29 protein-coding genes are annotated in these 25,719 nt (G+C 66.9%); 14 read left to right on the top strand and 15 right to left on the bottom strand.

Features of this window, described 5'->3' with window-relative positions:
• The first annotated feature begins 8 nt into the window (after positions 1 to 8).
• From V6M63_RS17740 to V6M63_RS17795, 12 genes are all read left to right on the top strand, one after another.
• Positions 9 to 1,676 (top strand): long-chain fatty acid--CoA ligase, encoded by a 1,668-nt coding sequence (locus V6M63_RS17740; protein ID WP_016452530.1) that lies wholly within the window; start codon positions 9 to 11, stop codon positions 1,674 to 1,676.
• 43 nt (positions 1,677 to 1,719) lie between these two features.
• Positions 1,720 to 2,901 carry a thiolase family protein gene (locus tag V6M63_RS17745; RefSeq protein ID WP_016452531.1) on the top strand — a complete coding sequence of 394 codons (1,182 nt, stop codon included), beginning with the start codon at positions 1,720 to 1,722 and terminating at the stop codon, positions 2,899 to 2,901.
• A gap of 11 nt (positions 2,902 to 2,912) precedes the next feature.
• Positions 2,913 to 3,698: an enoyl-CoA hydratase/isomerase family protein gene (locus V6M63_RS17750; protein WP_223275149.1), complete on the top strand. Its 786-nt coding sequence runs from the start codon at positions 2,913 to 2,915 to the stop codon at positions 3,696 to 3,698.
• 29 nt (positions 3,699 to 3,727) lie between these two features.
• Positions 3,728 to 4,510, top strand: a complete 783-nt coding sequence (locus V6M63_RS17755) for an SDR family NAD(P)-dependent oxidoreductase (RefSeq protein ID WP_016452533.1) — start codon at positions 3,728 to 3,730, stop codon at positions 4,508 to 4,510.
• A gap of 147 nt (positions 4,511 to 4,657) precedes the next feature.
• A complete protein-coding gene (locus V6M63_RS17760; RefSeq protein WP_016452534.1) occupies positions 4,658 to 5,389 on the top strand; it encodes a glutathione binding-like protein in 732 nt (243 codons plus the stop codon).
• Positions 5,386 to 5,994, top strand: a complete 609-nt coding sequence (locus tag V6M63_RS17765) for a 2-hydroxychromene-2-carboxylate isomerase (RefSeq protein WP_016452535.1) — start codon at positions 5,386 to 5,388, stop codon at positions 5,992 to 5,994. The genes V6M63_RS17760 and V6M63_RS17765 overlap by 4 nt, the downstream gene beginning before the upstream one ends.
• A gap of 55 nt (positions 5,995 to 6,049) precedes the next feature.
• Positions 6,050 to 7,240, top strand: a complete 1,191-nt coding sequence (locus tag V6M63_RS17770) for an ABC transporter substrate-binding protein (protein ID WP_016452536.1) — start codon at positions 6,050 to 6,052, stop codon at positions 7,238 to 7,240.
• 16 nt (positions 7,241 to 7,256) lie between these two features.
• Positions 7,257 to 8,024, top strand: a complete 768-nt coding sequence (locus tag V6M63_RS17775; RefSeq protein WP_016452537.1) for an ABC transporter ATP-binding protein — start codon at positions 7,257 to 7,259, stop codon at positions 8,022 to 8,024.
• A complete protein-coding gene (locus V6M63_RS17780; RefSeq protein ID WP_016452538.1) occupies positions 8,021 to 8,737 on the top strand; it encodes an ABC transporter ATP-binding protein in 717 nt (238 codons plus the stop codon). The genes V6M63_RS17775 and V6M63_RS17780 overlap by 4 nt, the downstream gene beginning before the upstream one ends.
• Before the next feature lie 19 nt (positions 8,738 to 8,756).
• Complete coding sequence (locus V6M63_RS17785) at positions 8,757 to 9,629, top strand: branched-chain amino acid ABC transporter permease (RefSeq protein WP_016452539.1); 873 nt, start codon at positions 8,757 to 8,759, stop codon at positions 9,627 to 9,629.
• A gap of 11 nt (positions 9,630 to 9,640) precedes the next feature.
• The gene (locus tag V6M63_RS17790; protein ID WP_197488159.1) at positions 9,641 to 10,636 is read left to right on the top strand and encodes a branched-chain amino acid ABC transporter permease; all 996 of its coding nucleotides are present in this window, start codon (positions 9,641 to 9,643) and stop codon (positions 10,634 to 10,636) included.
• Between the two features lie 9 nt (positions 10,637 to 10,645).
• A complete protein-coding gene (locus tag V6M63_RS17795) occupies positions 10,646 to 10,951 on the top strand; it encodes a hypothetical protein (protein ID WP_016452541.1) in 306 nt (101 codons plus the stop codon).
• Here V6M63_RS17795 and V6M63_RS17800 read toward each other — a convergent pair.
• From V6M63_RS17800 to V6M63_RS17840, 9 genes are all read right to left on the bottom strand, one after another.
• The gene (locus tag V6M63_RS17800) at positions 10,944 to 12,926 is read right to left on the bottom strand and encodes a relaxase/mobilization nuclease domain-containing protein (RefSeq protein ID WP_016452542.1); all 1,983 of its coding nucleotides are present in this window, start codon (positions 12,924 to 12,926) and stop codon (positions 10,944 to 10,946) included. The two genes, V6M63_RS17795 and V6M63_RS17800, sit on opposite strands and share 8 nt — an antisense overlap.
• A gap of 436 nt (positions 12,927 to 13,362) precedes the next feature.
• Positions 13,363 to 13,950: a S26 family signal peptidase gene (locus V6M63_RS17805; RefSeq protein ID WP_016452543.1), complete on the bottom strand. Its 588-nt coding sequence runs from the start codon at positions 13,948 to 13,950 to the stop codon at positions 13,363 to 13,365.
• Positions 13,947 to 14,471 carry a DUF2840 domain-containing protein gene (locus tag V6M63_RS17810; protein WP_016452544.1) on the bottom strand — a complete coding sequence of 175 codons (525 nt, stop codon included), beginning with the start codon at positions 14,469 to 14,471 and terminating at the stop codon, positions 13,947 to 13,949. Before V6M63_RS17810 ends, V6M63_RS17805 begins: the two co-directional genes overlap by 4 nt.
• On the bottom strand, positions 14,468 to 14,731 hold the full coding sequence (locus V6M63_RS17815; protein WP_016452545.1) for a hypothetical protein: 264 nt from the start codon (positions 14,729 to 14,731) through the stop codon (positions 14,468 to 14,470). Before V6M63_RS17815 ends, V6M63_RS17810 begins: the two co-directional genes overlap by 4 nt.
• Positions 14,728 to 15,366, bottom strand: coding sequence for a ParA family partition ATPase (gene parA / locus V6M63_RS17820; protein ID WP_016452546.1), 639 nt, complete (start codon positions 15,364 to 15,366; stop codon positions 14,728 to 14,730). Before parA ends, V6M63_RS17815 begins: the two co-directional genes overlap by 4 nt.
• A gap of 253 nt (positions 15,367 to 15,619) precedes the next feature.
• Complete coding sequence (locus tag V6M63_RS17825) at positions 15,620 to 16,468, bottom strand: replication initiator protein A (RefSeq protein ID WP_016452547.1); 849 nt, start codon at positions 16,466 to 16,468, stop codon at positions 15,620 to 15,622.
• 26 nt (positions 16,469 to 16,494) lie between these two features.
• Entirely contained in the window at positions 16,495 to 16,785 is a 291-nt protein-coding gene (locus V6M63_RS17830) for a helix-turn-helix transcriptional regulator (RefSeq protein WP_016452548.1), read from the bottom strand.
• Positions 16,786 to 16,868: 83 nt separating this feature from the next.
• Positions 16,869 to 17,630, bottom strand: coding sequence for a DUF2285 domain-containing protein (locus tag V6M63_RS17835; RefSeq protein ID WP_016452549.1), 762 nt, complete (start codon positions 17,628 to 17,630; stop codon positions 16,869 to 16,871).
• A gap of 342 nt (positions 17,631 to 17,972) precedes the next feature.
• Positions 17,973 to 18,320 carry a DUF2958 domain-containing protein gene (locus V6M63_RS17840; RefSeq protein WP_016452550.1) on the bottom strand — a complete coding sequence of 116 codons (348 nt, stop codon included), beginning with the start codon at positions 18,318 to 18,320 and terminating at the stop codon, positions 17,973 to 17,975.
• A 223-nt stretch (positions 18,321 to 18,543) separates the two neighbouring features.
• On the opposite strand from V6M63_RS17840, the gene V6M63_RS17845 reads away from it, so the two are divergent.
• Positions 18,544 to 18,837 carry a helix-turn-helix domain-containing protein gene (locus V6M63_RS17845; RefSeq protein ID WP_016452551.1) on the top strand — a complete coding sequence of 98 codons (294 nt, stop codon included), beginning with the start codon at positions 18,544 to 18,546 and terminating at the stop codon, positions 18,835 to 18,837.
• Between the two features lie 364 nt (positions 18,838 to 19,201).
• Here the strand turns inward: V6M63_RS17845 and V6M63_RS17850 are convergent, their stop codons facing one another.
• A complete protein-coding gene (locus tag V6M63_RS17850; RefSeq protein WP_016452552.1) occupies positions 19,202 to 19,516 on the bottom strand; it encodes a DUF736 domain-containing protein in 315 nt (104 codons plus the stop codon).
• 523 nt (positions 19,517 to 20,039) lie between these two features.
• On the opposite strand from V6M63_RS17850, the gene V6M63_RS17855 reads away from it, so the two are divergent.
• Positions 20,040 to 20,876 carry an AAA domain-containing protein gene (locus V6M63_RS17855; protein WP_200874531.1) on the top strand — a complete coding sequence of 279 codons (837 nt, stop codon included), beginning with the start codon at positions 20,040 to 20,042 and terminating at the stop codon, positions 20,874 to 20,876.
• Between the two features lie 237 nt (positions 20,877 to 21,113).
• Here the strand turns inward: V6M63_RS17855 and V6M63_RS17860 are convergent, their stop codons facing one another.
• The 5 genes from V6M63_RS17860 to V6M63_RS17880 form a co-directional block, all read right to left on the bottom strand.
• Positions 21,114 to 21,326 (bottom strand): hypothetical protein, encoded by a 213-nt coding sequence (locus V6M63_RS17860; RefSeq protein WP_016452554.1) that lies wholly within the window; start codon positions 21,324 to 21,326, stop codon positions 21,114 to 21,116.
• A 255-nt stretch (positions 21,327 to 21,581) separates the two neighbouring features.
• A complete protein-coding gene (locus V6M63_RS17865; protein ID WP_016452555.1) occupies positions 21,582 to 22,634 on the bottom strand; it encodes an MBL fold metallo-hydrolase in 1,053 nt (350 codons plus the stop codon).
• A gap of 9 nt (positions 22,635 to 22,643) precedes the next feature.
• On the bottom strand, positions 22,644 to 23,477 hold the full coding sequence (locus V6M63_RS17870; RefSeq protein ID WP_016452556.1) for an SDR family NAD(P)-dependent oxidoreductase: 834 nt from the start codon (positions 23,475 to 23,477) through the stop codon (positions 22,644 to 22,646).
• A gap of 16 nt (positions 23,478 to 23,493) precedes the next feature.
• Positions 23,494 to 25,098, bottom strand: coding sequence for an AMP-binding protein (locus tag V6M63_RS17875; RefSeq protein ID WP_016452557.1), 1,605 nt, complete (start codon positions 25,096 to 25,098; stop codon positions 23,494 to 23,496).
• Between the two features lie 11 nt (positions 25,099 to 25,109).
• Positions 25,110 to 25,709 carry a carboxymuconolactone decarboxylase family protein gene (locus tag V6M63_RS17880; protein WP_332744025.1) on the bottom strand — a complete coding sequence of 200 codons (600 nt, stop codon included), beginning with the start codon at positions 25,707 to 25,709 and terminating at the stop codon, positions 25,110 to 25,112.
• Positions 25,710 to 25,719: the final 10 nt, after the last annotated feature.

Here is a 25,719-nt window from a genome sequence, read left to right on the forward strand (position 1 = left end):
ACCAGAGAATGACCAACACCACCAAGATCGTGCGCGGCTGCCCGTCTACCTCGGGCAACGACCGCCAGCTCAACACCACGACGCTCATCCGGCACGCCGCGCGCACCCACGGAGACCAGGAGATCGTCTACCGCACGCCCGATGGCGGCTGGGACCGCTACACCTATGCCGACTGCTACGCGCGCGTCTGCCGCAGCGCCAATGCGCTGCGCGCGCTCGGTGTCGAACCTGGCGACCGGGTCGGCATCCTGGACTGGAACAGCCGACGCCATTTCGAGCTGTACTGGTCCATCCCTGGCCTGGGCGCGGTCATGCTGCAGATGAACCTGCGCCTGGGCGCCGAAGACCTGGGCTACGTGGTCGGCCACAGCCAAGTGTCCTACGTATGCGTGGACGAATCATTGCTGCCCATCGCCGAATCCGTCGCGGCGAATTCGCCCCAGATCAAGGGCTGGATCGTCATGACCGACAAGCCGCTGGACCAGATTAAGACCACGCTGAAACCGCTGCTGCACTACGAAGACCTGCTGGCCGCCGCCGACCCCAAGATCGACTGGCCCGAGATCGACGAAACCTCGGCCTACAGCGCCTGCTACACCACCGGCACCACGGGCAAGCCCAAGGGCGTGTACTACTCGCACCGCTGCATCTACCTGCACTCCACGGGCATGGCCACCAATCTGGGCATGACGCTGAGCGACTGCGTGATGCTCATCACGCCCATGTTCCACGGGCAATGCTGGGGCCTGCCGCAGGCCGCCACGCTGCTGGGCGACAAGATCGTGCTGCCGGGCCGCTATGTCGCCGAGGACACCAAGCCCCTGGTTGACGCCATGATCGCCGAGGGCGTGACGGTCGCCAACGGCGCACCGGCCATCTTTCAGCCCATGCTGCAGTACATCGAAACGATGCCGGTCAAGCCGGACTTCAGCAGCATGCGCATGCTGTCCGGCGCCTCCGAGCCGCCGCTGTCGATGATGATCGGTTTCTACAAACTCACCGGTGCCGAGGTGGTCCACGGCTACGGTGCCACCGAAGCCACGACGCTGGTGACCATGAACCGCCTCAAGTCCACGCTCAAGAAGCGCCTGACCGAGGAAGAGCGCTGGAACCTCAAGCGCAAGCAGGGTCTGGTGCTGACCGGGGTGGACATCCGCATCCTCGATGCCGATGACAAGGACTTGCCGCATGACGGAAAGTCGGCGGGCGAGATTTGCGTGCGCGGCCCCTGGATCACGGCCAGCTACCACGACATGCCCGATTCCGCAGACCGCTTCCTGGAGGGTGGCTGGTGGCGCTCGGGCGATGTCGGCACGGTGGACGAGAACGGCTACCTCAAGGTCACCGACCGCATCAAGGACGTGATCAAGAGCGGCGGCGAATGGATTTCTTCCATCGACATGGAAAACCTGCTCATGGGCCACCCCGCCGTGCGCGACGCCGCCGTGGTCGGCGTTCCGCATCCGAAGTGGCAGGAGCGGCCGCTGGCCCTGGTGGTGCTCAAGCCCGGCCAGCAGGCGACCCAGGAACAACTGAAGGAGCACCTGGGCAGCGCCTTCGCCAAGTGGCAGTGGCCGGATCAGGTTCTGTTCGTCGAGGCCATCCCCAAGACCAGCGTCGGCAAGCTCGACAAGAAGCGCATACGCGTCGAGCAGGCAGACCGCTATTCCGCCTGACACCCGCTTTGCATGACCCCCAGTTTCTTACCAGGAGAACCACATGAATGACCATGAACCCGTGATCGTCGGCGCGCTGCGCACCCCCGTGGGCAAGCGCGGCGGGCGCCTGCAAAAATGGCACCCCGTCGATCTGATGGCCGAGACGCTGCGCCAGCTGGTCGAACAGTCCGGCGTCAACCCCTCCGATCTGGACGACGTGATCGTCGGCTGTGTGCTGCAGTGGGACCAGCAGCATGGCAACCTGGCCCGCCATGCCGTGCTGGCGGCGGGGCTGCCCGAATCCGTCCCGGCTGTGACGGTGGACCGGCAATGCGGCTCCGGCCAGCAGGCGGTGAGTTTTGCCGTGCATGGCATCCAGGCGGGGGCCTACCAGCTGGCCATCGGCGGGGGGGTGGAGTCGATGTCGCAGGCGCCGCTGCCGCCGTCGTTCAAGCCCGGCGCGCCGCTGGGCGCGCAATACAGCCCGCGCGAACTGGCGCGCTACCAGGACAACCCGCTGATACCGCAAGGCGTTTCGTCGGAGTTGCTGAACTCGCGCTTCGGCCTGACCCGTGAAGTCCTGGATGCATCCGCCGTGCGCAGCCACAAGCGCGCCGCCGAGGCGATTCAGGCCGGTCGCATCAAGGATCAACTGGTGCATCTGACCGAGGACCCGGCCGACCCGAACAGCCCCGTCGTCGCCGCCGACGAGGGCGTGCGCGCCAACCCCGACCCCGAGAAGCTGGCCACGCTGAAAGCCGTGTTTGCCGCCAACGGCACCACCACCGCCGGCAACTCGTCGCAGATCAGCGACGGCGCCGCCGCACTGCTGATCGCCAGCCGTGCCTATGCCAAAAAGCATGGCCTCAAGCCGCGTGCGCGCTTCGTCAGCACCGCCGTGGCCGCCGCCGACCCGGTGATCCAGTTCACCGCCGTGCTCGACTCCACCCGCAAGGCATTGAAGGAATCGGGCCTGACCATCAACGACATCGACCTGTTCGAAGTCAACGAGGCTTTCGGCGGCGTGCCGCTGATGTTCCAGCAGGAATTCGGCATCCCGGACGACCGCCTGAATGTCAACGGCGGCTCGATGGCCATTGGCCATCCGCTGGGTTCCACCGGCGCGCGCATGCTCACCGACCTGCTGTACGAACTGGAGCGCCGGGGCGGCCGCTATGGCCTGCAAACCATCTGCGAGGCTTCGGGCACGGCCAACACCACCATCATCGAGCGGCTTGCATGAGCGGGGCCACCATGAGCGAAGCCAGTGAAGTGCTCGTCAGCCGTGACGGCGCCGTCGTCACCCTGACCATCAACCGCCCGCGTGCGAAGAACAGCCTGAACCGCGCGGTGTTCGATGGCCTGTCCGCACAGCTTGCGCAACTGCGCGACGACGATGTCGTGCGGGTCGTCGTCATCACCGGCGCCGAGGGCGTGTTTTGCGCGGGCGCCGACATCACGGCCTTTGAAGTGCTGCGCGCCGCGCCGCTGCTGGGCGACCGCTCGGCGACCGGCTGGGACTTCTTTGCGGCGCTGGGGCGCTTCCCCAAGCCCGTCATCGCGGCGGTGGAAAAGGTCGCGCTGGGCGGCGGCACGGAACTGGCGCTGGCCTGCGACATCGTGATCGCGGGCGAGTCCGCCAAGTTCGGCGTGCCGGAAGTCAAGCTGGGCGCCATCCCCGGTGCGGGCGGCACCCAGCGCTTGATTCATGCCATCGGCAAGTCCAAAGCCATGGCGCTGTTGCTGACCGGCGATTTCATGGATGCCCGCAAGGCTTGCGACGTCGGCATCGTCGCCGAAGTGACGGCGGACGGCCAGGCCCTGCCGACGGCGTTGGCGATGGCCAGCCGGATTGCGGCCAATTCGCCGCTGGCCGTGGCGCTGGCCAAGGATGCGGCCCTGGCCAGCTTTGAAACCCCGCTCGCGCAGGGCCTGGAGCATGAGAAGCGCAATTTCGTTGTCGCTTTGCGTTCGGCCGACAACCTGGAAGGGCAAGCGGCATTCCTGGGCAAGCGCACCCCCAAATTCACCGGCCAATAACGCCTGTCTGTCATCTTCAAGGAAAAACCATGCAACTCAATTCCGGCATTTCTGCCGTCATCACCGGGGGGGCTTCCGGCCTGGGGGCCGCCACGGCCCGGCGTTTGGCCAGCCATGGCGTCAAGGTCGCCATCTTCGACATGAACGAAGCCGTCGGCCAGGCGTTGGCCAGCGAGCTTGGCGGCGTTTACTGCAACGTGGACGTAACGTCCGAGGAGCAGGTGGACGCAGCCTTCGCCAAGGCCCGCGCCGCGATCGGGCAGGAACGCGTTTTGGTCAACTGCGCCGGCACGGCCGACGCCGTCAAGACTGTCAGCCGCGATCGGAAAACGGGTGAGATCCGCCCGAGTGCGGTGGATCGCTTCAACCGCATCGTGCAGATCAACCTGGTGGGCACGTTCCGCTGCATTGCCAAATCGACGGCGGGCATGCTGGCGCTGGAACCGCTGGCCGACGGCGACCGCGGCGTCGTGGTCAACACCGCTTCGGCCGCTGCGGTGGACGGCCAGGTCGGCCAGGCCAGCTATGCCGCCAGCAAGGCCGCCGTCATGGGCATGACCTTGCCGATCGCACGCGACCTGATGGACGAAGGCGTTCGCGTCAACACCATCCTGCCGGGGATCTTCGGCACCCCCTTGCTGCTGGCCCTGCCGGACAACGTCAAGCAAGCGCTGGCGGCCAGCGTGCCCTTTCCCAAGCGTTTGGGCGACCCCGATGAATTCGCGCAGGCCGTCGAGTTTCTGGTCACTTGCGGCTACATGAACGCCGAGTCCATCCGCGTGGATGGGGCCCTCCGCATGGCGCCGCGCTGACGCCTTGAACCCTCGAAGAGCTGCGCATGATGTCGTCAACCCGAGAAAGCCGCGCGACGGGAGCCTGGAATGTCAGGGGGCCGGCCACGGGTGACTGCAAGTCATGGCGTGATGTCGATCCGCAGCTCGCCAGGAGCGTCATTCGCCATGATTGACCTGCATTACGCACCGACACCCAACGGCTGGAAGATCTCCATCCTGCTTGAGGAACTCGGACTTCCCTATACGGTGACTCCGGTCAACATCCGCGCTGGCGAGCAATTCAAGCCGGAATTTCTGGCGATCAGCCCGAACAACCGCATTCCGGCCATAGTGGACCATGCGCCGCTCGACGGCGGCGGCCCGCTTTCGGTGTTCGAGACCGGCGCCATCCTGGTCTATCTGGCCCAGAAAACCAACCGCTTCCTGCCCACGGATCTGCGCGGCTTCACCCAAACCATGCAATGGGTGATGTGGCAGGTGAGCGGACTGGGGCCCATGCTCGGCCAGCATGGTCACTTTGCGCTGTATGCGCAGGAAAAGATCGCCTACGCGATCGAGCGTTACCGCGACGAAGCGGCGCGGCTGTATCGCGTGCTCGATACCCAGCTCGGCAAGACCGGCGCCTATGTCGCCGGCGCCGAGTACGGCATCGCCGACATCGCCTGCTTTCCCTGGGCCATGACCCACAAGGCGCAAGGCTTCACGCTCGACGATTTTCCCCACATCAAGCGCTGGTACGCCAGCGTGCGCGCCCGGCCGCAAGTGCAGGCGGGACTGGCGGTCGGCAAATTCGAGAAGGAGCCGCTGGACGACGAAGCAAGAAAGAACATGTTCGGCCAGAAGGCCAAGGAGATGGCACACCGCATGTCGCCCAACAACCAGCGAGAAACACCATGATCGAATTCTTCTTCGACTGCTCCAGCCCCTGGACCTATCTCGCCTTCCACAACATCCAGCCGCTCGCCGACGAACTGGGCGTCGAGGTCACATGGCGGCCCATCCTGGTCGGCGGCATCTTCAACACGATCAATCCGACCGTCTACGCCTCGCGCGAGACGCCGGTGCCGCAGAAGGCCCGCTACCTGAAAAAGGATCTGGCAGATTGGGCCCGCTCGACGGGGCTTGCGATCAAGATGCCGCCGACGGTGTTTCCCGTCAACAGCGTGAAGGCGATGCGCGGCTGCGTCTGGCTCGGCAACGACATGGTGCCGTTTGCCCGCGCCATATTTGAAGCCTATTGGGGCGAGGACCAGGACATCTCGCAGGATTCGGTGCTGACCCATGTGTGCCAGCGCATTGGCATCGATCCCGCCCCATTCTTTGCAGGCATCGGCGAGCAGGCGATCAAGGATCAGCTCAAGGCCAACACCGATGAGGTGGTCGCGCGCGGCGGCTTTGGCTCGCCGACCATCTTTGTGGACAAGACCGACATGTATTTCGGCAACGACCGCATGCCGCTGATCCGCGAAGCCGTGCTGCGCCTGCAAGGGAAGACGGCCTGATACCGCAAGCAGGGTTCACCCATCCATTCATCTCACCACCACCACAGGAGACATCATGCAAAAAAGACAATTCATCACCATGCTTTCCGGCGCCATGCTGACCGGCGTTTCTGGCCTGGTCCGCGCGCAGGGCGCAGGCACCCCGGGCGTGACGGATCGCGAGATCAAGATCGGCTCGACCGGGCCGCTCAGCGGCCCGGCCGCAGGCTATGGCGTCGTCGGCAAGACCATGTCTGCATGGTTTGACCTGGTCAACGCCGAGGGCGGCGTGAATGGGCGCCAGCTCAAGCTGGTGCTGGCCGACGATGGCTACAGCCCGCCGAAAACCCTGGAGCAATCGCGCCGCCTGGTGGAGCGCGATCAGGTGGCTTTTCTCGCGGCGCAGATAGGCTCGTCCACTGGGCTGGCGTCGCGCAGCTATCTCAACAACGCCAAAGTACCGCAACTCTTCGTTTCGTCCGGCTCTGCCACGTGGCTGGATGATGCGGCTAAGTTCCCCTGGAGCATGGGCTGGCTGCCCCTGTACACCGACGAAGGGCGCATCCTGGCCAGGCACATCCTGCAGACGCGGCCCAACGCGAAGATCGCCATGTTCTACCAGAACGACGACGCCGGCAAGGATGTGCTGCGTGGCGTGAAGGAGGTTCTGGCTGCCGCCGGGAAGAAGCTCATCAGCGAAGAGTCGCATGAAGTGTCGGATCCGACGGTGGACTCGCAGATCGTCTCCATGCATGCCTCGGGCGCGGACGTGCTGGTGGCGTGGGGTTCGCCCAAAGCCACCCTCCAGTCGCTGCGCAAGACCCACGACATCGGCTGGCGCCCGGCCATCTACATCAACCCGAGCGCATCTTCGGTGCCCGCGGTGCTGACTCCGGTGGGGCTGGACAAGGTCAAGGGCATCATGAGCGCCGCGTTCCTCAAGGATCCGAGCGATCCGACCTGGAAGGACGACCCTGGTGTCCTGGCCTGGCATGCCTTCATGGACAAATACAACAAAGGCGCGGCCAAGGAGTACCTCACCGTGCTCGGTGCCTGCCTTGGGCAAGTGACAGTGCAGTTGCTCAAGCAGTGCGGCAACGACCTCTCGCGCGAGAACATCATGCGGCAGTCGCGCCGCCTGGACATGGATTTGCCCATGATGCTGCCGGGCCTGCGTGTCAAGACCAGCGACGCCCGCCCTCACCCGATACCGGACATGCGCATCCAGCAGTTCGACGGCACGAGCTGGAAGGTGATGCCGTCCTGACGGGGCGAGCGCAGCGATGGAACCCATTCTTTCCGTACGCGACCTGACGATCCGCTTCGGCGGTGTCGTCGCGCTGGACGCCTTCTCGATGGACGTGCCCGAGGGCTGCATCTTCGGCCTGATCGGGCCGAACGGCGCTGGCAAGACGACCTGCTTCAACTGCATCAGCGGCCTGTACCGGCCCACCCACGGCAGCGTGCGCTTCGGCCAGGCCGAGTTGACGCGCCTGCCGCGCCACGGCGTGGCACGGCTGGGTCTGAGCCGCACCTTCCAGAACGTGGCGCTCTACCCCTCGCTCACGGTGCGCGAAAACGTGATGGTGGGTGCGCACGCGCGGCTGCCGGTGTCGATGCTGGGTGCCGCGCTGCGCTCGCGCGCCGTCCGTGCCGCCGAGGAAGAAATCGCGCACTCGGCTGACGCGGCCCTGGCCACGCTGCGGCTGTCCGACTATGCCGACCGGGGCGTGGCGGAACTGCCGGTGGGCATCCAGCACCGCGTGGAAATCGCGCGGGCGCTGGTGACGCGGCCCAAGCTGCTGCTGCTTGACGAACCCGCCGCTGGCCTCACCGCTGGCGAGGTCGATGAACTGCGCGACGTGCTGCTGCGCCTGCACGAGGAATTGAAGCTGACCATGGTGATCGTGGAGCACAACATGCGCTTCGTGATGAAGACCTGCTCCGACCTCGCGGTACTGAGCTTTGGCCGCAAGCTCGCCCAGGGCTCGCCCGAGGAAGTGGCCAACAACGACGCCGTGCTCGATGCCTATCTGGGAGGTGTGCTGTGACCCAACGGCTTGAAATCCGCAACCTCGCGGTGGCCTACGGCCGAACGGCGGTGGTGCATGGCATCGACCTGCACGTGCAGGCCGGCGAGATGGTGGCGCTGCTCGGCGCCAACGGCGCGGGAAAGACCTCCATCCTGCGCGCCATCAGCCACCAGCAGGTGACTGCCAAGGGCACGCTGCGCTTCGAGGGCCAGGACATCATCGACATGGCCGCGCCCGCCATCGCCTCGCTGGGCATCGCCCACGTGCCCGAAGGGCGCGGCACCTTTGGCGACCTGACGGTGCTGGAAAACCTGCGCGTGGGCGCCATCCACCGCCGCGACAAGGACGGCATCGAGCAGGACATCGCCCGGATGCAGACGCTGTTTCCCAAGCTGTCCAGCCGCGCGAAGCAGGCGGCGGGCACGCTCAGCGGCGGCGAGCAGCAGATGCTGGCCATCGCGCGCGCGCTGATGACGCGCCCCAAGATGCTGCTGCTGGACGAGCCTTCGTTCGGCATCGCGCCGCGCGTGACGCAGGAGATCTACGAACTCCTGCACCAGTTGCGCGAAACCGAGCACCTCACGGCGCTCATCGTGGAGCAGAACGCCCAGGTCGCGCTGAACCTAGTCAACCGGGCCTATGTGCTCGAAAGCGGGCGCGTCACTGCCCAGGGCACCGCAGCCGAGCTGCGCGAAGACGACGCCGTGCGCCGCAGCTACCTCGGCCACTGATCAAAAAAGGTTCATCACCATGCAAGCATTCCTTCACCAGATAGCTTCGGGCCTGGCGGCGGGCGGCATCTATGCCAGCCTCGCCATCGCGCTTGTGCTCATCTATCGCTGCACTTCGTCCGTCAACTTCGCGCAGGGCGAACTGGCGATGTTCTCCACCTATATGAGCTGGGCGTTGGTTCAGGCGGGCGCATCATGGTGGGTGGCCTTCGCCGTCGTGGTCGTGGGTTCCTTCCTGCTCGGGCTGGCGCTGGAACGGGTCATCTTCCAGCCCCTGCGGCACAAGCCGGTGCTCTCGGTCGTGGCGGCCAGCATCGCGCTGCTCATCATCTTGAACAGCCTGGTCGGCTGGCTGTTCGGGCATGAGATGCTGGAGTTCGCCACGCCGTTCGGTGGCGTCCTCAGCCGTGCCGAACCCTATCTGTCGGCCCACGAGGTCGGCGTTCTGCTCGTCACCCTGGCCGAACTGGCGGCGGTATTCGCGTTCTTCCGCTTCACCCGGTTCGGCCTGGCGATGCGTGCGGTGGCGGTGAACGCGCCGTCGGCGGAACTGTCGGGCATCAGCACCAACAAGGTGCTGGCCGTGGGCTGGGGTCTTGCAGCGGTGGCCGGTGCCGTGGCGGGGCTGATGGCCGCGCCCATCGTGTTCCTGGAGCCGTCGATGATGATGGGGCCGCTGATCTACGCACTGGCGGGCGCGCTGCTGGGCGGCATCGCCAGCCCTGTGGGCGCCGTGGCCGGGGGCTTCGCCGTCGGGGTACTGGAGAACCTGCTGGGCGCCTACGTGGTCGGCAACGACCTGAAACTGACCTGCATCATGCTGTTGATCATCGCGATGCTGGTCTTGCGGCCCGCCGGTATCTTCGGCAAGACGGCCCAGGTGAGGGTGTGAGCATGAGTACCATGAACGCCCCACTCAACATCCGCCCGGCGGCATCGCCCACCTGGTTGCGCTGGACGGCCTCGGTGGTCGGGCTCGCGCTGCTGGCCTGGTCCTTTAGTTGGCAAAGTTATCCGTTGTACGTGATGACGCAGGTGCTGATCTATGGCATCGCCATCATGGGCCTGAACCTGCTCACCGGCTACACGGGCCAGATCTCGCTCGGCCACAGCGCCTTCTTCGCCATCGGTGCCTATACTGCGGCGGTGCTCTCGCATCACCTGGGCTGGCCATTCTACGTGGGCGTGCCGGTGGCGGCGCTGTTGTGCTTCGTGGCGGGTTTCCTCTTCGGCTTCCCGGCGCTGCGGCTGCCCATGCTTTATCTGGCGCTGTCCACCTTCGCGGTGGCGGTGGTGACACCGCAGGCGCTCAAGTGGAAAAAGATCGAGTGGCTGACCGGCGGCGTGGCGGGGATCGTCCTGGAAAAACCTGTGTTCCCAGGAGTGCTGGCCGACCGGGCGGACTGGGCCATCATGGCCTGCGTTGCGGCCTGCGCGCTCTGCGCCTTCCTGCTGGCGCGGCGGATTCTCGGCTCGCAGTTCGGCCGCCTGGTGGACGCCTCGCGCGACCAGCCGCTCGCGGCGGCGGCGGGCGGGCTCGACATCACCGCCCTGCGCACGCAGATGTTCGGCCTCAGCGCGGCGTTCACCGGCCTGGCCGGTGCCCTGAGCGTGGTGGCGGGCCAGTTCGTCGCGCCCGAGAACTTTCCCTTCCTGCTCTCGGTGTCCCTGCTGGTGGGCAGCTTCGTGGGCGGGGTGCGCAGCCTGTGGGGCGCCTTCCTGGGGGCTGCCTTCATCGTGCTCACGCCCAACTTGGCCGAGAGCGTGTCGCAATCCGCGCCGTGGATGATCTTCGGCTTCGCACTGCTCGCGGTGGTCTTCCTGGCCCCCAATGGCTTGAGCGGCTGGATCACCAGCCTCCGGCGCAGGCGTGCAAATTCCTCATCCGCCCAGTCTTAGATGCTTTCCATGCAGCCCGTCTTCGTCGCTGGCACGGGCATGACCCGTTCCGGCAAGCACATTGACTGCGGTCTCAAATCGCTCACCGCCGAGGCGATTGGCGAAGCCATTGCCGATGCAGGCATCACCCCGTCCCAACTGCAGGCGCCCCACATGCGCAACGCCGCTGCTGGTGTCATGGCCGACCAGGTGCTGATCCCCGGAAAGGTGGCGTTGCGCGGCATGGGCATCAGGCGCATTCCGGTCGTCAACATCGAGAACGCTTGTAGACGCATCCTTGCAGTGGGTGCTCGATATGCTGCTGGCTTCAGATAACAGATAAGCCCTGTTGCCGTCGGATTTGCCAGGATACGCGGCCGTCATGTACCTGCGCAGAAATCGGCATACCGAGTCGTTGTTCGATGACAGGCCTCCATGGCACCAGGCTGAACCCCATGCCGTCATCGAGCATGGCGTAGCGCCCGCTGGCCAGCATGACGCTGCGGCGGTAGATGCCCGCCACGCGCTGGCCATCGGCCACGGGCCGATGCTCCAGGCCAGTTTCGGCGGCCAAGTCCTTCGCGGCATGCGCTACATCCCGGCTGCGCAGCGTTGCCAGCAGATTGCGCGCCAGGATGACGCGTTGGCCGCGCCGCTCGGCCAGCCCCTGTTCGGCCAGGAAGTCGGTGCGCTGTTGCATTGCCTGCTTGGCCTCACCGCCAAAGCCCAGGTCGCCCAGGCCAGAGCCGCCGCCGATCAACTGCTGGTCAAGCCAGGTGGCCCCGATCACGCGGGCCTGCCGCTCGATGGGCAGGTGCGATTTCAGCTCCACGGCCACGCCGCCCAGGCGCTGCGCGTCGTAGCGACGGCCCTGATCGGGCAGGTCGCCCGGCACCTTCCATAGCCCTTCGGCCACGCGCTCCACGATGCCTGCCCGGCGCAGGGCTTCCAAGCGCCGGACGTGGGCCGCGACGACTTCCTGCGGATCGCGGCCCGGCACGGCCTGGCCCTGCGCGATAGCAAGGTGGTGGTCGGTGCGGTACAGACCATCGCTCGCCAGCACGGCGATGTTCTTGTCGGCCGCGCGCACGTCGGCCGATCCCTTCACCTCCACCACGGCGCCGGTGGGATAGTTCGCCAGCTCGTCGCGGGTGTTGAGCGCGACGTAGTGGGCCTTGCCGTCCACCCCGTCGATGACCAGATAGCCACGGTCGCGCAGCTCGTCGGCCAGCCCCTTCGCGGCTACGCGGCCGAGAATGGTTCGGCCATCGTCGCCCGGCTCGAACACCGCCAGTTCGCGCGGCTCGCCGCGCATGGCACGCTGCATGGTGCGGATGATGTCGCCACGCTCGCCCAGGGCGCGCAGGGTCTTCTCGGCATCGGCATGGACGGCCCAGGTGCCCGGCTGCGTCTCGTCGGCCAGCCCCAGGCGCTGCAAGCGTTGCAGGCGGCCGATCAGCAGCAGGCGTTGGCGTTGCAGCTTCGGTTCGTTGAAGCGTTCGATCTGCACCCGGCCGTCTTCGCCGGCCTCGCGTTTCAGCGTGCGATCCAGGCTCGTCCACCGCTCCTGCTCCACCTCGCGTTGCAAGGTCTGCTGGATCTCCAGTTCGGTGCGCGGCCCCAGCCATTCGGTCGCCAGCTCGGATGCGCGATGCCGAAAGCCATCGGCGATGTAGTCACCCGCGATGATGAGGTCTTTGCTGGTATCGTCGCGCCCGCGCACGATCAGGTGGGCGTGGGGGTTGTCGGTGTTCCAGTGATCAACGGCCACCCATTCCAGCCGTGTGCCCAGGTCAGCTTCCATGCGGTTCATCAGATGCCGTGTATAGGTGCGCAGGTCTTCCAGCTCCGCGCCGTCCTCGGGCGAGACGATGAAGCGGAAGTGATGCCGGTCGTCGGCGCAGCGTTCCTTGAAGGCGTCGAGGTCGGCGGTATCGGTCTGCGGCCCGTAGGCTTGGCCTGGCTCGCCGTCGCGGCCCACGCCGTCGCGCTCGATGTAGCGTAGGTGCTTGGCGAGCGATTGCGGGCTGGCCCGCTGCTGGTTCACCAGTAGGGTCTTGATGGTCACGCGCCGCGACATGGGTGTCAGCTTCGCGCCCGCAAACCGCGCCGCCGTATGGCCGCGCCCCAGGCGTGAGCCGGGCCGCTGGCCGGTGGCCTTGCCGCCGACGGCCGATGCCGGACGGCGCACCGAGGACTTGCCGCCACTGGCCTTGCCGGCCTGCTGGAGCACCTTGGAAACGAAGCCCTGGCCGCGGTTTTTTGGCGCGCTGGGGCGGATGTGGAAATCGTCGTCGCGGCGGTTGATCATGACTTCTCTCCCTGAAAGCTGGGGCGTAGTCCGTCGTGCGAAGCACGCGAACAAGCCCATATCGACGCGGGCCACGCGCCACAAGCAGCACGGCGGCGAAGCCGCTGCGTGCCGCGCCACCCCCACGTGCAGACTGGCTTTGCGGGCCGACAGGTGCCGCCCCCTTTTGTCTTGCCTTCCGCATTTGCCTCCCGCATCCGCTCCAGGCAACTGCGGCCCGGCGGCAAGGCTGCACCGGCAGCCAGCGCACCGGCGAACACGGCGATGGCCGCAGGCCATCCGTGTTCGAGACAAGACGCCTGCACGTGGGACGGCTGCGCCGGAGGCAGCGTGAAGTGCGGCGCGGATGCGCTCGCACTGCATGTGCGACGACACACGGAACGCCGCCGGAACGACACGCCCGATAGCACGATGATGCACAGCGAATCAGCGGCCATCATGGGCGCGACTCCAGCCAAACCGGGCGCGCAACGCCAACCACGGCGGCTGCGCTGACCGGCCCGAAATACCGGCTGTCGAAAGACGCCGGATTGGTCGCGCTGAGCAGGAACAGCTCGCCAGGCTGAAGGCGACGGCACTGCTGCCAGGATGGCAGCGGCCGGCCCCAGCGATCGGCAGGCAACACGGCGGCTGAAGGCACGCCGTCGATGCGGACTTTGCCGTCAGCGATACACACCTCTTGCGGCGCCATCGCGCCCACGCGCTTGAGCAACGGGATGCGCGTCGGTAGGTAGCCGCGCTGCGCAGCCAGCGCGGCGGCCTCGGCGGGCAGCGGCACCAACACGATGCTACCCACGGACAACGGACGTGGCGGCGAGCTGGTGCGATGGTCGAGCGGATCGACGCGATACCATCCGACCGCCACGCTGTCGGATGGGTTGTAGGTCAGGCGCGGCAGCGGATGCACGAAGGACGCCCAGGCAAGCGCAGCGAGGCCGCAGGTGGACAGGCCCGCCAGCATGAGGCGAGCGCGCAGGCGCGAGCGTGGATGCGTGACAGCAGTGGGAACAGAAATCGTGCTCATGACAGCGCCCTCACGGCCAGCCAGGCGGCGTGCCGCTCGGCGCTGTATTCGGGCAGCGGCAAGCGCGCCGCGAGCCGGTTGCCCAGCGTGCGCCAGTACGCGGGCGAGGCGGTAGCAGGCGTGATGCCCAGCGCTTCGATGCCGTCGATGCGTTCCAGCACGGCACGCACCGATTGCTCACCCTCGGCGTGCAGCAACAGGCGCGCGCCCGGCTGCACGCCGGGGATGCGCTGCGCGCCATCCATCGGCATGCACGCCTGCATCACCATGAGCTGCCAGCGGATCGTGCCGTAGTCGTTGGCCTGCCAGCGGATGCGGCAGAGAACCGCGTTCGGCGTGAACACCGCGCAGCGACGCCAGCGGTCGAATCGGATGATGCGCGAGGGATCGCCGAAGCGCAGATAGAGGTCGAAGCGTTGGTCGATGTAGGCGAGCGCAACGCGCGTCAGCGGCACGCCATCGGCTCGGCCGACTGGCGGGGCAGATGACGTCGGCAATGCTGTCGAAACGGGTGTGATCATGGAGACTTCTCCGGGAATTCCCGCTTCAGCAGCGCGCGCAACAGATCAGCCACCGTCACGCCTTGCGTGAAGGCCGATACCTTGATGCGCGCCCGCATGGCGGGCGTGATGTCGAGGGTCAGGCGGGCCGTGTAGAGGTCGCCTTTCTGGAGGTCATCGGCGCTGCCCTGGCGAATCCACGCCTCGGCGTGCGGATTCGCGGGCGGGCGCGCGCCGATGCCCACGCGCTTGCCCGTGCGTTTGCTGGCGGGACTGCTCATGACGGCCACCGCAGCAGTTCGTCCACCAGCGCGGTGATTTCGCTGGCGGCGGCGCTGTCGGGCGCCGTCTCGCGCGCCAGTCGGCCAGCGGCCACGCTGTCGGCGAACACGATGCGTTGATGCACTTCCGCGCGCAGCGCGGGCAGCGGCTGCTCGGCCAGCGCTCCGCGTGCTTCGCGTCCGATCACCGTGGTGCTGACGCGCCGGTTGATGACAAACGCCGCGCGCAGCGCAGGCCGAAACACCTGCGCCTCGCGGATCAGCGCCACCATCTCGGCACTGGCCCACAGGTCGTAGGGACTGGGCTGCACGGGAATCAGCACCCGCTCGGCCGCCAGCAGCGCGGAGCGCGCCAGCGCCGCGATGCGTGGTGGCCCGTCGATGACGACGTGATCGGCCCGCCTGGCGAGTTCTGGCGCTTCCTGGTGCAGGGTTTCGCGAGCAAGGCCCACAGCGCTGAACAGCCTTGGCAAGCCTTGCTGGCTGCGGCGCTGCGTCCAGTCCAGCGCGGAGCCCTGCGGATCGGCATCCAGCAGGACGACGTGCTGGCCGCGCATCGCCAGCTCGCCGGCGATGTGCGTTGCGAGCGTGGTCTTGCCCACGCCGCCTTTCTGGTTGAGCAGCGCGACGATCATGGCCTGGCCCTCCGCGTTGGAAAGCCCGGCTGTTGCCGCTGCGCTTCGCGTCCTGTGGCGGTTGTCCACCGAGACGCGGCGCTGCTACTACCAGTTAGAGTATTTAAGTTAGGGAAGTTAAGGGAGACCGAAACCCGCGCCAGCATTGGCTTTGCGGCCGATGGACACGCCTGATAGCACGATAGTCCCACGCCCGATAGCACGATACCTGGCACGCCTGATAGCACGAGCCCGTCCACAGGACGCGCACCGTTTATCCCCGTGCCGTGGACGGCACGGGACGCCCTGGCCGGAAGGTCAGCAGCTCGGCGCCATCCAGCCGTTCGATGCCCAGGACGTAGCCCGGCAGTGACTGCCGCGCGACCAGCGCACGCAGGTCGCAGGCAAAGTCGTAGGGCTTGGCCGTGCTGCCCGACTTGCGGTACAGGTGCTGGAAGTCGAACTGCCACCCGCCCGGCTGCCGCCCACCGTGCTTGCGCACCAGGCGGTACAGCCAGCGCTCGATCCCGCCCGTCAGCCGGAAGTACGCCGGGTCGATGGTCAGCACCAGGGCGGCATCGAGCACGCCCGCATAGAACCAGTCCGGCAGGATCAGCTCCAGTCCCAAGGGCGTTCCCCTGGCATCGGCCAGCTCCTTCCACTCGTTGATCCACGAGAAGCGGTGCAGCCGCCTTCCCGTGGTCTCCCGGATGGACGTGGCCACCGTCGTGGATTGCAGGCGATCCAGCGCGGCCTTGAGGCGCTGGTAGTCGCGCAGCGATGTACCGCGCCCGATGAAGCGCAGGATCTCGTAGGGCGTGGCCTGCATCAGCCGCGACGGGCGCAAGCCCGCGTCGCGCGCCTCCACGATCTGCGAGGCCGCCCAGATCAGCACGTCGGCATCCCAGATCGTGGCGATGCCGTGTTCCTGCGTGCCTTCCACGCGGATCGTGATGCCGCCGGCCTGAAAGTCGATCGGCGTCGTGCGCCGCGACTTCGCCAGCGAGAAGAACGGAAAGGCCATCAAGTCCTGGCTGTCGCGCGGCGCCATGTCGCCCGGCAAGGCGCGAAACAGATCGAGCTGTTCGCGCTCCTGCCTGACTGCCCCGGATGGGCTGAACATGGCGAAGGCCACCCGCGCGCCAGTGATCAGCGCGCACGGCTGTCCGCCGAGTGCTGCTCGGCGTATTCGGGATCGGACGTGCTCTCGAAGCTGCGCTCGGCGGCCCAGGCATCGAGGTCGGCCACGGCGTACATGACGCGGCGGCCGAACTTGCGGAACTTGGGGCCGCCACCCAGCACGCGCTGCTTTTCCAGCGTGCGCGGCGACAGCCGCAGGTAGTCGGCAGCCTCGTCGTTGGTGAGATAACGCTGCGGCTGTGCAGCAGCGGCCGGGGTAGCTGCGGGTGCGGCGGCAGGCCGCAAGGGAGCAGGACGCATGGTGAGAACCTCCATCGGTTGCAGGGCTCCGGCCACACAGCGCAACCGGATGGAGGCAGTCTCAGAAAACGAAGCGCTCCTGCTCAGGGTCGTTTTGCGTCCTCTTCAAAACGACCCTTCTCAAGCGGCGCAAGCTGTGCTAGGCGGCGATAGCCGCCGCGCATCAGCGCATCGCCGCGCCGCACCAGGCGGCGCACCTTGGAGCGCAGGCCGCCGTCGCTGTACCAGCCGGCCGCGGCGTCCGCACCGAACAAGCCCTCGGCCACGTCGCGCAAGGACGCGCCCGCCAGGGTGGCGTCGAGCGCCTGCAGGGTGTGCAGCTCCAGCAGCGCCGCAGGGGGCGGTCGGGGGCGAGCCATCGGCGCTGGCGTGTCAGGCACGTGGGTGGCCCCACGGCCACGGTAGGCATGGGCCACGGCCATGCCGTCCTCAAGGCCAGGCGCCAGCGCATAGCGCTGGCAAAGGCCGGGGCTGCGCGCGATCAGCGCCAGGCCCTTGCCGTCGTGGAGCAGTTGCTTGTGGCCGGGAATGCGCCAAAACGCGAACGGCTCGGCATCCGGTGGCGGATCGGCATCGGGGTGAAGCTGCACCACGGCCTCATGGCCGGGGAGCCAGGCCGGATGCGCGTCACGCGCGTCCAAGGCCGGGTCTTCCAGCAGACGCAGGCCCCAGCGATGCGCAGCCTCATGCATTGCTTGTGCTTGGCGATGACGGCGCAGCCAGTCGAGCCGGTAGTCGGGATGGCGACGCAGGTACTCCCAGGCCAGTGCGAGCGTGTCCAGGCACAGGACGTAGAGGTAGGCGGCGGTCGGATACCAGTGCGCGAAGTGGTGCGGCTCGGCCATGACGCAAGCTCCCGTAGAGCAGGACGGCCGTCACCGGTTTCACACGCAAACGTCACCGCATCAAACTTGCATCCAATCGTGAATAAGCTGGTAGATTGGTAACTTGCGTGTCAAGACGAAATGCATCGGATGGGTTGCATGGATCGTCTGAATGCGACGGTGGCGCGCGAGGACATACGCGCCTCCTGCGATATCCACCGTGCCCGATGCCACGGCCGGCATCATGACCGATTGCGCCACGATGGCACCGATTTGGTGCGATAGTGCGGACTAAGACCGGACGGGTCTGGAGCAAGACCGAAATAGTCTCAATGCGCCCGGCTTGGCCTGGGCGCGAACGGCTCAATCGAGGATGGAGCCGTTCTCCTGGGCCAGCCGCAGGTACTCCGACAACGGGCGCACCGCCCGGAAATACCGGTCCCGCATCACGGGCTGTTTGCTCGGCCCGACGATGGATGCGAGGTCGGACAGCTTGATCTCGCCTAGCTCGGGCATGCCGATCCCCAAGTCGATCAGGCCATGGGCCGTATCGCCGTCGGCGGGGTCGAGCGACACCAACAGCCAGGTGGCGTGTGCATCCGGCGTGAACAGCCGCACCACGGGCAGCGGGTCGATGACCCGGCCAGCGGCGCGGGCTTGGCCGTGTTCCAGCAACAGCCTGCGCTCGTCCTCGGTGATGAGCTGGTTCATGGGCGTCCCCTCATTCGCACAAAACCGCCGAAGCGTGAAAGCGCAAAACCGCATTGGCGGGTTTGTGGAAAGGCACGGATGCGGCTTTGCGCTTCTGTGAGAAGCCGCAGATACGGATTTCCGTAAAAGCACAAAAGCGGCAGGCAGGCATAGTTGAACACTATAGATTGTAGCCCTATAGGGCGCAATCGGCTGTCATCTTGGATTTTGGGGAGATCCAGGGTTGGCAGCGAAACATACATTGTCGGAGGCACTAAAGACCATCAGGAAAGCGCGTGGATTGAGCCAGGAGGCGTTCTCCGACGTGTCCAGCCGCACCTACATGAGCACGCTGGAGCGCGACCTCAAAAGCCCCACCCTGAACAAGCTGGCCGAGCTGTGCGAGGTCATGGAGGTGCACCCGCTCACGCTGCTGACGCTGGCCTATGCCGGCGACGACCTGCAGCAGGTTGATCAGCTTCTGGTGCAGGTGCGCCAGGAGTTGGAGACTGTGGCGAAGAAGAGTGACACGCCATAGCGTGCGACGTTGCTGGCGTGGCCGATCCGGCTCAGCCGGTTCGGGGACTGCAGGGGCGCCAAGCATCGCGCGGCGGGGATAGGCCACAGGGCTTTCCCCAGGAGGCAAGCGAAGCGCGCAGCGCCGCAGGCGCGAAGGCGTGAGGGATTGCAGCCGGATGGCCGTGACGGCGAAGTCGGCACGGGGCGCAGCCCGTAAAGCCCGGCGGTGCAACGCACCGACACGCCCGGCCACCGCTTGCGGCGGGCAACTCAACACATGCGAAAGCCGCTCGACACGGCGCAGCCTTGGCGATGGTGTTGCCTCCTTGAAGTGCCGCGAAGGCAGCACAGCGCCCCGCCACGTGGGCGGGGCGCTGTGGCGGTCACGCCGCCTGGGGCTTGCTGCGCGACCAGATCAGGTCGTGCGTGCCGTCCTCGCCTTCGATCAGGCGGGCATAGACCGTGGCCGGGAACGAAGGATCGTCAAGGGTCACGGAGATGTACTCCCGCCCGGCCTCGCTGGTCTTCTTCCACGCCGCGCCGATATCGTGGCTGGCGGCCTGCAGGCGAAAGTCCGGGGCCTTCTCGTTGTCCCCCTTGTCGTTGGGCACCAGCTTGACCTTGACGTTGAGCGTCAGGGTGCGAAGCGTGCCGGTGTAGCCGTCTTTGTCTGCGGTGAAGCTGCCGATGTTGGCCATGATGAAACTCCTTTTGGTGGAACAAGGTTCGCGCCCATCGCGTCCTTGTTGTGATCCGGCCGGCGGGGGACGGGCGGGCTGCACCGCTTGCGGTCGAAACGCAGTGGAGAGCCGGGAGGCGAAAAGAATTTGCTGCGCGAGGAAGCCGCGCAGCGGCGGGGAAATTGTTTTCGCTGGACGGTTGCAGCCATGAAGCCCGAGGCGCAGCCGCGCCCCCGCCAGGATTCACAACAACACAAGGACGCCTTGGGCCGAACCGCACCGAAAAGAGACAGGGCCGACTCGGCATCCCCGCACGAAGGCTGCACCGGCTCGCCCACTGACGCGGGCCGGGTCAACCACCCGACGACAAGCGAGAACGCCCCGGCCGCACCTTGCGGCGCCGGTCTTGAGGCGTGGCGTGGAAGCTCCATGGCGATGCCGGGCGGGATGTCCGTGAACCGTCCTTCGTGACGTGATGGGCGAGAACCGCCAGCGTTGAGGACGGCACGCATTCGTACAACCTGCCGCAGTAAGCGCCAGCGTGTTCGCCAGCGCCTCGTCCATCGTGGCGGGGCGTTGGCCGGGTCGATCCGGCATCGCCGGTTCGGCGGTATTTGAGGGGCGCCAAGCTCGCGCGGCGGGGATGTCCGACGCAGTGCTGGAACACATGCGCACGCGCTACCGTGTCGATGCACATTGGCTCCCCAACCGACAATCCGCGCAAACCTTGGCGGACCAGGCTACTGCGTGGGGCCGCATGGCGGGACCGGCCGACAGCAAGACGTGGGTGGGGTTGCCGTTGGCCGTGCACCGGCGCTGCGACAAGCCGATGCACGGACTGGCCAACCGCATCGCCTACGACGGTGCGATGGTGTACGGCACCATCGCACCGCGAGCCGACAAGGAAACCCCCGCCCGACTGCCTACGGGGTGGATTCACGCCAGTGGAACATCCGACGGGAACTGGGTGCCGGCTGAAGGAAAAGCCCTGCGGGCGCTGCTGGCCTTGCTTCATGAGGACGGAGTGAATGCAGCCGACATTTCGGTCATCACGCCCTTCAAGAATGTCCTGGAGAACCTCAAACGCTTGCTCGGCGACACGATGGTTTCCGGAACCATCCACACCATGCAGGGAAAGGAAGCGCCGGTTGTCATCATGGTGTTGGGCGGAAATACCGACGGTCCCGGCGCACGCGACTGGGCGGTCTCGGAGCCCAACCTGCTGAACGTGGCGGCAACGCGGGCGAAGCGGCGCTTCTATGTGATCGGCGACCGCAACGACTGGCAGAACCGCGCTCTGTTTTGTGATGTCATGGATCTCTTGCCGCTCCAGCGTCTTCCCGAACATGAAGCCGTGGCGATGACTCAACCTCAATAATTGTGCAGGCTGAGACCGTGCATGCACAGGTCATACTGGCGGCAAGCCTTGACTTCCCTGCAACTACCGAGTGTGCCGCCCGGCCACCTCCTGACACTGGCCCTGGACGGGCCAGTGCCCGAAGGCATTGCGCAATGCAGCAATGCCTTCGACACCGGGCGCGGCCACCGCCGCGCCCGGATTTTTGAAGCTCACCGCGCCTAGGGCGAAACGACCTAGGCGCGGTGCTGACGATGGTTATTCCTTTGTCTCAATGATCCACCACACGGCCCGCGCTAAGGCACGGCCCGTGATGGGATGAATGTCGGTGAGATCGGCTCGGGCCATCCAGCCCGAGGGCGGACGGTAACCGCGCACATCGCCCTCGCCGTGCCAGCGGCGGGCGCGTACCGTGCCGGGCGCGTAGACCGCCGCCATGCGCGGGCCACTGGTGATGTTGATGGTGGGCATGGTTCGGCTCCCTGCGGCAAAGCGCTCCGGCCTTGGCCCGGGCGCTTGCCTGCGGCATGGGTCAGGCGGCCAATGCCTCGGCAGGTTCATGCATCACGGTGGCTATTCTGGGCAATTAAAGTCGTAAACACCCACCCAGCATCCATGCGGCTGTTCGCAATGCCCAGCCAGGCCGCTGCCTATCTAAAGTCGTAAACACCAGCGTGGACTGCCCTCTCAATGAATGAGGTAGCTGAGGCCGGAGATGGTGCGGCCTCACGACTTCAGCTCATACCATGCGACGCCGCTCCCATCCACGGTGCACCCTACGGCGCTTTCCGCGATGAAGTAATTCATACAGGCCACGGCCTCGCCCGTGGCGAGACTCAGTTGCTGCCCGTCCTGCTCATCGATGGCACGGTGGAACAAGGCGGGGAACACGTCCACGATGCGCTGCGGCCCGCCCGTCAGCGACTGGCGCAGCCGTTCCAGCGCCCGCTCCTGACCGGCGCGCAGCGAGCCCAGGCGTTCGTGCAGCCCGTAGAAGGGTTCATTGTGCGAGGGCAGCACCAGCACATCGGCGGGCACTTCCCGCGCCAGCTTGTCCAGCGACTCGAACCACTCCTTGAGCGGATTGGCCTGCGGCTCGGTGGCGAACACCGACACGTTCGACGAGATGCGCGGCAGCACCTGGTCGCCCGCAACCAGCAGTTTCAGGCCGGGGCAGTACAGGCAGGCATGCTCCGGCGAATGGCCGCCGGTGGTGATGACCCGCCAGGCGTGCGCGCCCAACTGCAGCAGGTCGCCATCCTGCAGGCGCCGGAAGCTCTCGGGCAGCGCATGGATGTGCTTGCCGAAGCTGCCGAAGCGGCTGCGGTAGCCCTCGATGGCTGCCTCCGACCAGCCCGCGCGGCGGTGGAACAGCACGCCGTCGGGCGGCGCCTCGCGGTTCGTGTCGGCGTGCATCACGCGGCAGCTCAGGTATTCCAGGCGGCTCATGTGCAGCGGCACGCCAGCGCGGCGCGTGAACCAGCCTGCCAGCCCGATGTGGTCGGGGTGCATGTGCGTGGTGTACACGCCCTGCAGCGGTCGCGCCAGCGGCCCCTCACCCATCAGCGCCAGCCAGTCGGCCACGGTGGTGGGGTTGTTCAGGCCGGTGTCCACCAGCACCCAGCCATCGTGCGTGTCGATGGCCCAGACGTTGATGTGGTCGAGCCGGAACGGCATGGACAGCCGGATCCAGCGCACGCCGGGGGCGACCTCGACCGTGTGGTGCGACGCCGGGGGCTCGAAGGGGTAGGTCAGCGCGGGGGTGTCTGGCTTCGTCATCGCATCAGGTTATATGCCAGTGAGCCCGCCCGTGCACAGCAGGGTCTGGCCGCTCACGTAGTCGGACTCGGGAATGCAGAACAGGTAGGCCGCGCCGGCGGCCTCCTCGGGCGTGCCGGCCCGGCCCAGCGGAATGTTCCGCTCCATCGCTGCCATCAGGTCCGGGTTCACGCCCACCTTGATCTCGCGTCCCTCGACCTGGATGGCGGCGTCGGAATCGGCGGTGGCCTCGGTCATGCGGGTGCGGATGAGGCCGTAGGCCACGCAATTGACCGTGGTGTTCAGGCGCCCCCACTCCTTGGCCAGCGCCATGGTCAGGCCCACGATGCCCGCCTTGGCGGCGGAGTAGTTGACCTGCCCCGCATTGCCGAAGACGCCCGAGACCGAGGAGACGTTGACCACCTTGCGCACCACACGGCGGCCGGCCTCGGCGTCGGCCCGGCTCAGCGCGCGGACCACCGGCTGCGCCGCGCGCAGGATGCGGAACGGCGCGGTCAGGTGCACGTCGATCATCGCGTCCCACTGCGCGTCGCTCATCTTCTGGATGACGTTGTCCCAGGTGTAGCCCGCGTTGTTGATGAGGATGTCCAGCCCGCCAAACGCGCCGGTGGCCGTGCCGATCAGCCGGTCGGCGAAACCGGCTTCGGCCACGCTGCCGCAGCAGGCCACCGCCTCGCCGCCCAGCGCGATGATCTCCTCGCGCACGGCCATGGCGGGTTCGTCGTCGAGGTCGTTGAGGACGAGCCGGGCCCCTTCGCCCGCGAGCTTGAGGGCCATCGCCCGGCCAATACCCCGGCCCGAGCCGGTGACCACGGCCACCTTGCCGCGCAGTTTTTCCGACATGGTGTGCTCCTCCTGTTTACCGGGCGGGTGCCGCCTCGGCGTCGTAGGCGCCGGCGCTGCCTTGCTGGCGCAGGACGGCGCGCTGGATCTTGCCGGTCGCCGTCTTGGGCAGGCTGTCCATCTGGCGCAGGTAGCGCGGCTTGGCGAAGCGTGGCAGTTGGGCGCTGGCCTGGCGGACGATGTCCGCCATGTCCAGCGCCGCTCCCTCGCTGGGCACCAGGGCGAGCATCACCTCGTCCTCCCCGCCCGCGCCCTGCGCCGGAACGGCGTAGGCCGCCACTTCATGGACGCCGGGCAACTGGCCCACCACGACCTCGACCTCGGTGGCCGAGATGTTCTCGCCCCGGCGGCGGATGCAGTCCTTGATGCGGTCCACGAAGGTGATAAGCCCCTGTTCGTCCCGCGTGCCTGCATCGCCCGTGTGGAACCAGAGGTTGCGCCAGGCCTCGACCGTTTTCGCCGGGACGTTCAGGTAGCCCGCCATGAAGCCGAAGGGCACCTTGGGCCGCACCAGGATTTCGCCCACTTGCCCGGCCAGCACCGGCACATCGGTCTCGGGGTCGGCGATGCAGATCTCGAAACGGTCCTCGTGCGCCCAGCCGGCCGCGTTCGGCGCAGCGTGCCCGATGCGCCCCCAGATGGGAATGCCGACCTCGGTCATGCCGAACCCAGACAGCACGTCCTTCACGCCGAAGCGCTCGCGGAACACGGCCTCGTGCTGGGCCGGGTTGGGCGCGCTCAGGCTGGCGCGCAGGCGGTGGTCGCGGTCCTGCTCCGTGGGCGGCTGGTTGATGACGAACATGGCCGTCGTGCCCAGGTGGTTGGTCAGCGTGGCGCCGCTGCGGCGGATGTCGGCCAGCCAAGTGCTGGCGCTGAACCGCTGCTTGAGGAAGGCCGGTATGCCCGCCAGCACCGTCGCCCCCAGTTGCATGAACAGACCGTTGGCATGGAACAGGGGCAGGCAAATGTAGTACTTGTCGGCCTCGGTGATCTCCAGGCTGCGTATCGCCCCCAGCCCGAGCAGGGCGCAGTGGCAGTGCGGCATCAGCACGCCCTTACTGGGCCCGGTAGTGCCGGAGGTGTACATGATGCAGAAGATGTCCTCGGGCCGGGGCGCGGGGCCTTCCCACGGCGCGCAGGCGCTGCTGTCCATCCAGGCCACCTGCCGCCAGCGTTCGGGCACGGCGGCGGGCGCGTCGCCCACCACGACCAGGGTGCGCAGGTGGGGCAGCTCATCCGCCAGGCTGGCGACGTGCTCGACCAGCGCGGAGTCCACCACGATGGTGGCCAGTTGGCAATCGTTCAACTGGTGGCGGAGGAAGGAGGAACGCAGCTCGGTGTTGAGCATCACCGCCGTGGCCCGCAGGTAGCCGATGCCGAACGTGGTCGCCACCATGGCGCAGCTGTTGGACATGAAGACGCCAACGCGCTCTTCGGGCTGCACGCCCAGTTGGTGGTGCAGGAAGCTCGCAAACCGCTGGCTGCTGGTGAACGCCTGCCCCACGGTGAAGGCGATGCCCTGGCTGTCCTCCAGCCAGGGCGCTGCGGGGCGGCTGGCGGCCCATTCGCGCAGGGCATCGGTCAGCGTGCATGCGTGGGGTTCGTGGATGCGGCTGTACATGGCCTTCTCTTTCAGACTTCGAGATCCTGGAGCCAGGGAACGTGGGCCAGCGCCTCCGAGGGCATGGGCTCCAGCTCCGAGCCCATCAGGCCGTTCCAGCGATTGAACCAGCCGACCATGGCCACGCAGGACACGATCTCGACGATTTCCTCCTCGGAGAAGACCTGCCGGGCCTGGTCGATGGCCTGGCCCGGTTCGCGCACCGGCAGGCTGCCGCCTGCGGTGGCGATGGCCAGCGCCTTGCGCTCCTGCTCGGTGTACCGAGGGTCGTCCCGGTAGGACGGCAGCGCGGCCAGCTTGTCCCAGCCCACGCCCAGGTGGTGGGCGGCGTGGACGAGGTGCGTCGTCGTATAGCGACAGCGCGCACCGCGCGCGGCTTCCGCGGCGATCAGGAAGCGCAGCGCCTGGGTGAGCTGCCCGTCGCCGCGCAGCGTCACGCTCAACAGCTTGAGCAGCGCGGGCACCACGCCGGGTTTGCGCGCCATGGTCAGCAGCGCATTCGGGCGGTAGCCGACGAAATCCACCAGCTCTTCGAGCACGGGGTCGCGCGAGCGGGGGTCGCTTTCATGCAGGGGCGCGATGCGCGCGGCGGTGCGGGCGTTCATGGGCATGCCTTGGATT

The sequence above is a fragment of the Hydrogenophaga sp. genome, from assembly GCF_036675665.1.
In the GTDB taxonomy this organism is placed as follows: Bacteria; Pseudomonadota; Gammaproteobacteria; order Burkholderiales; family Burkholderiaceae_C; genus Hydrogenophaga.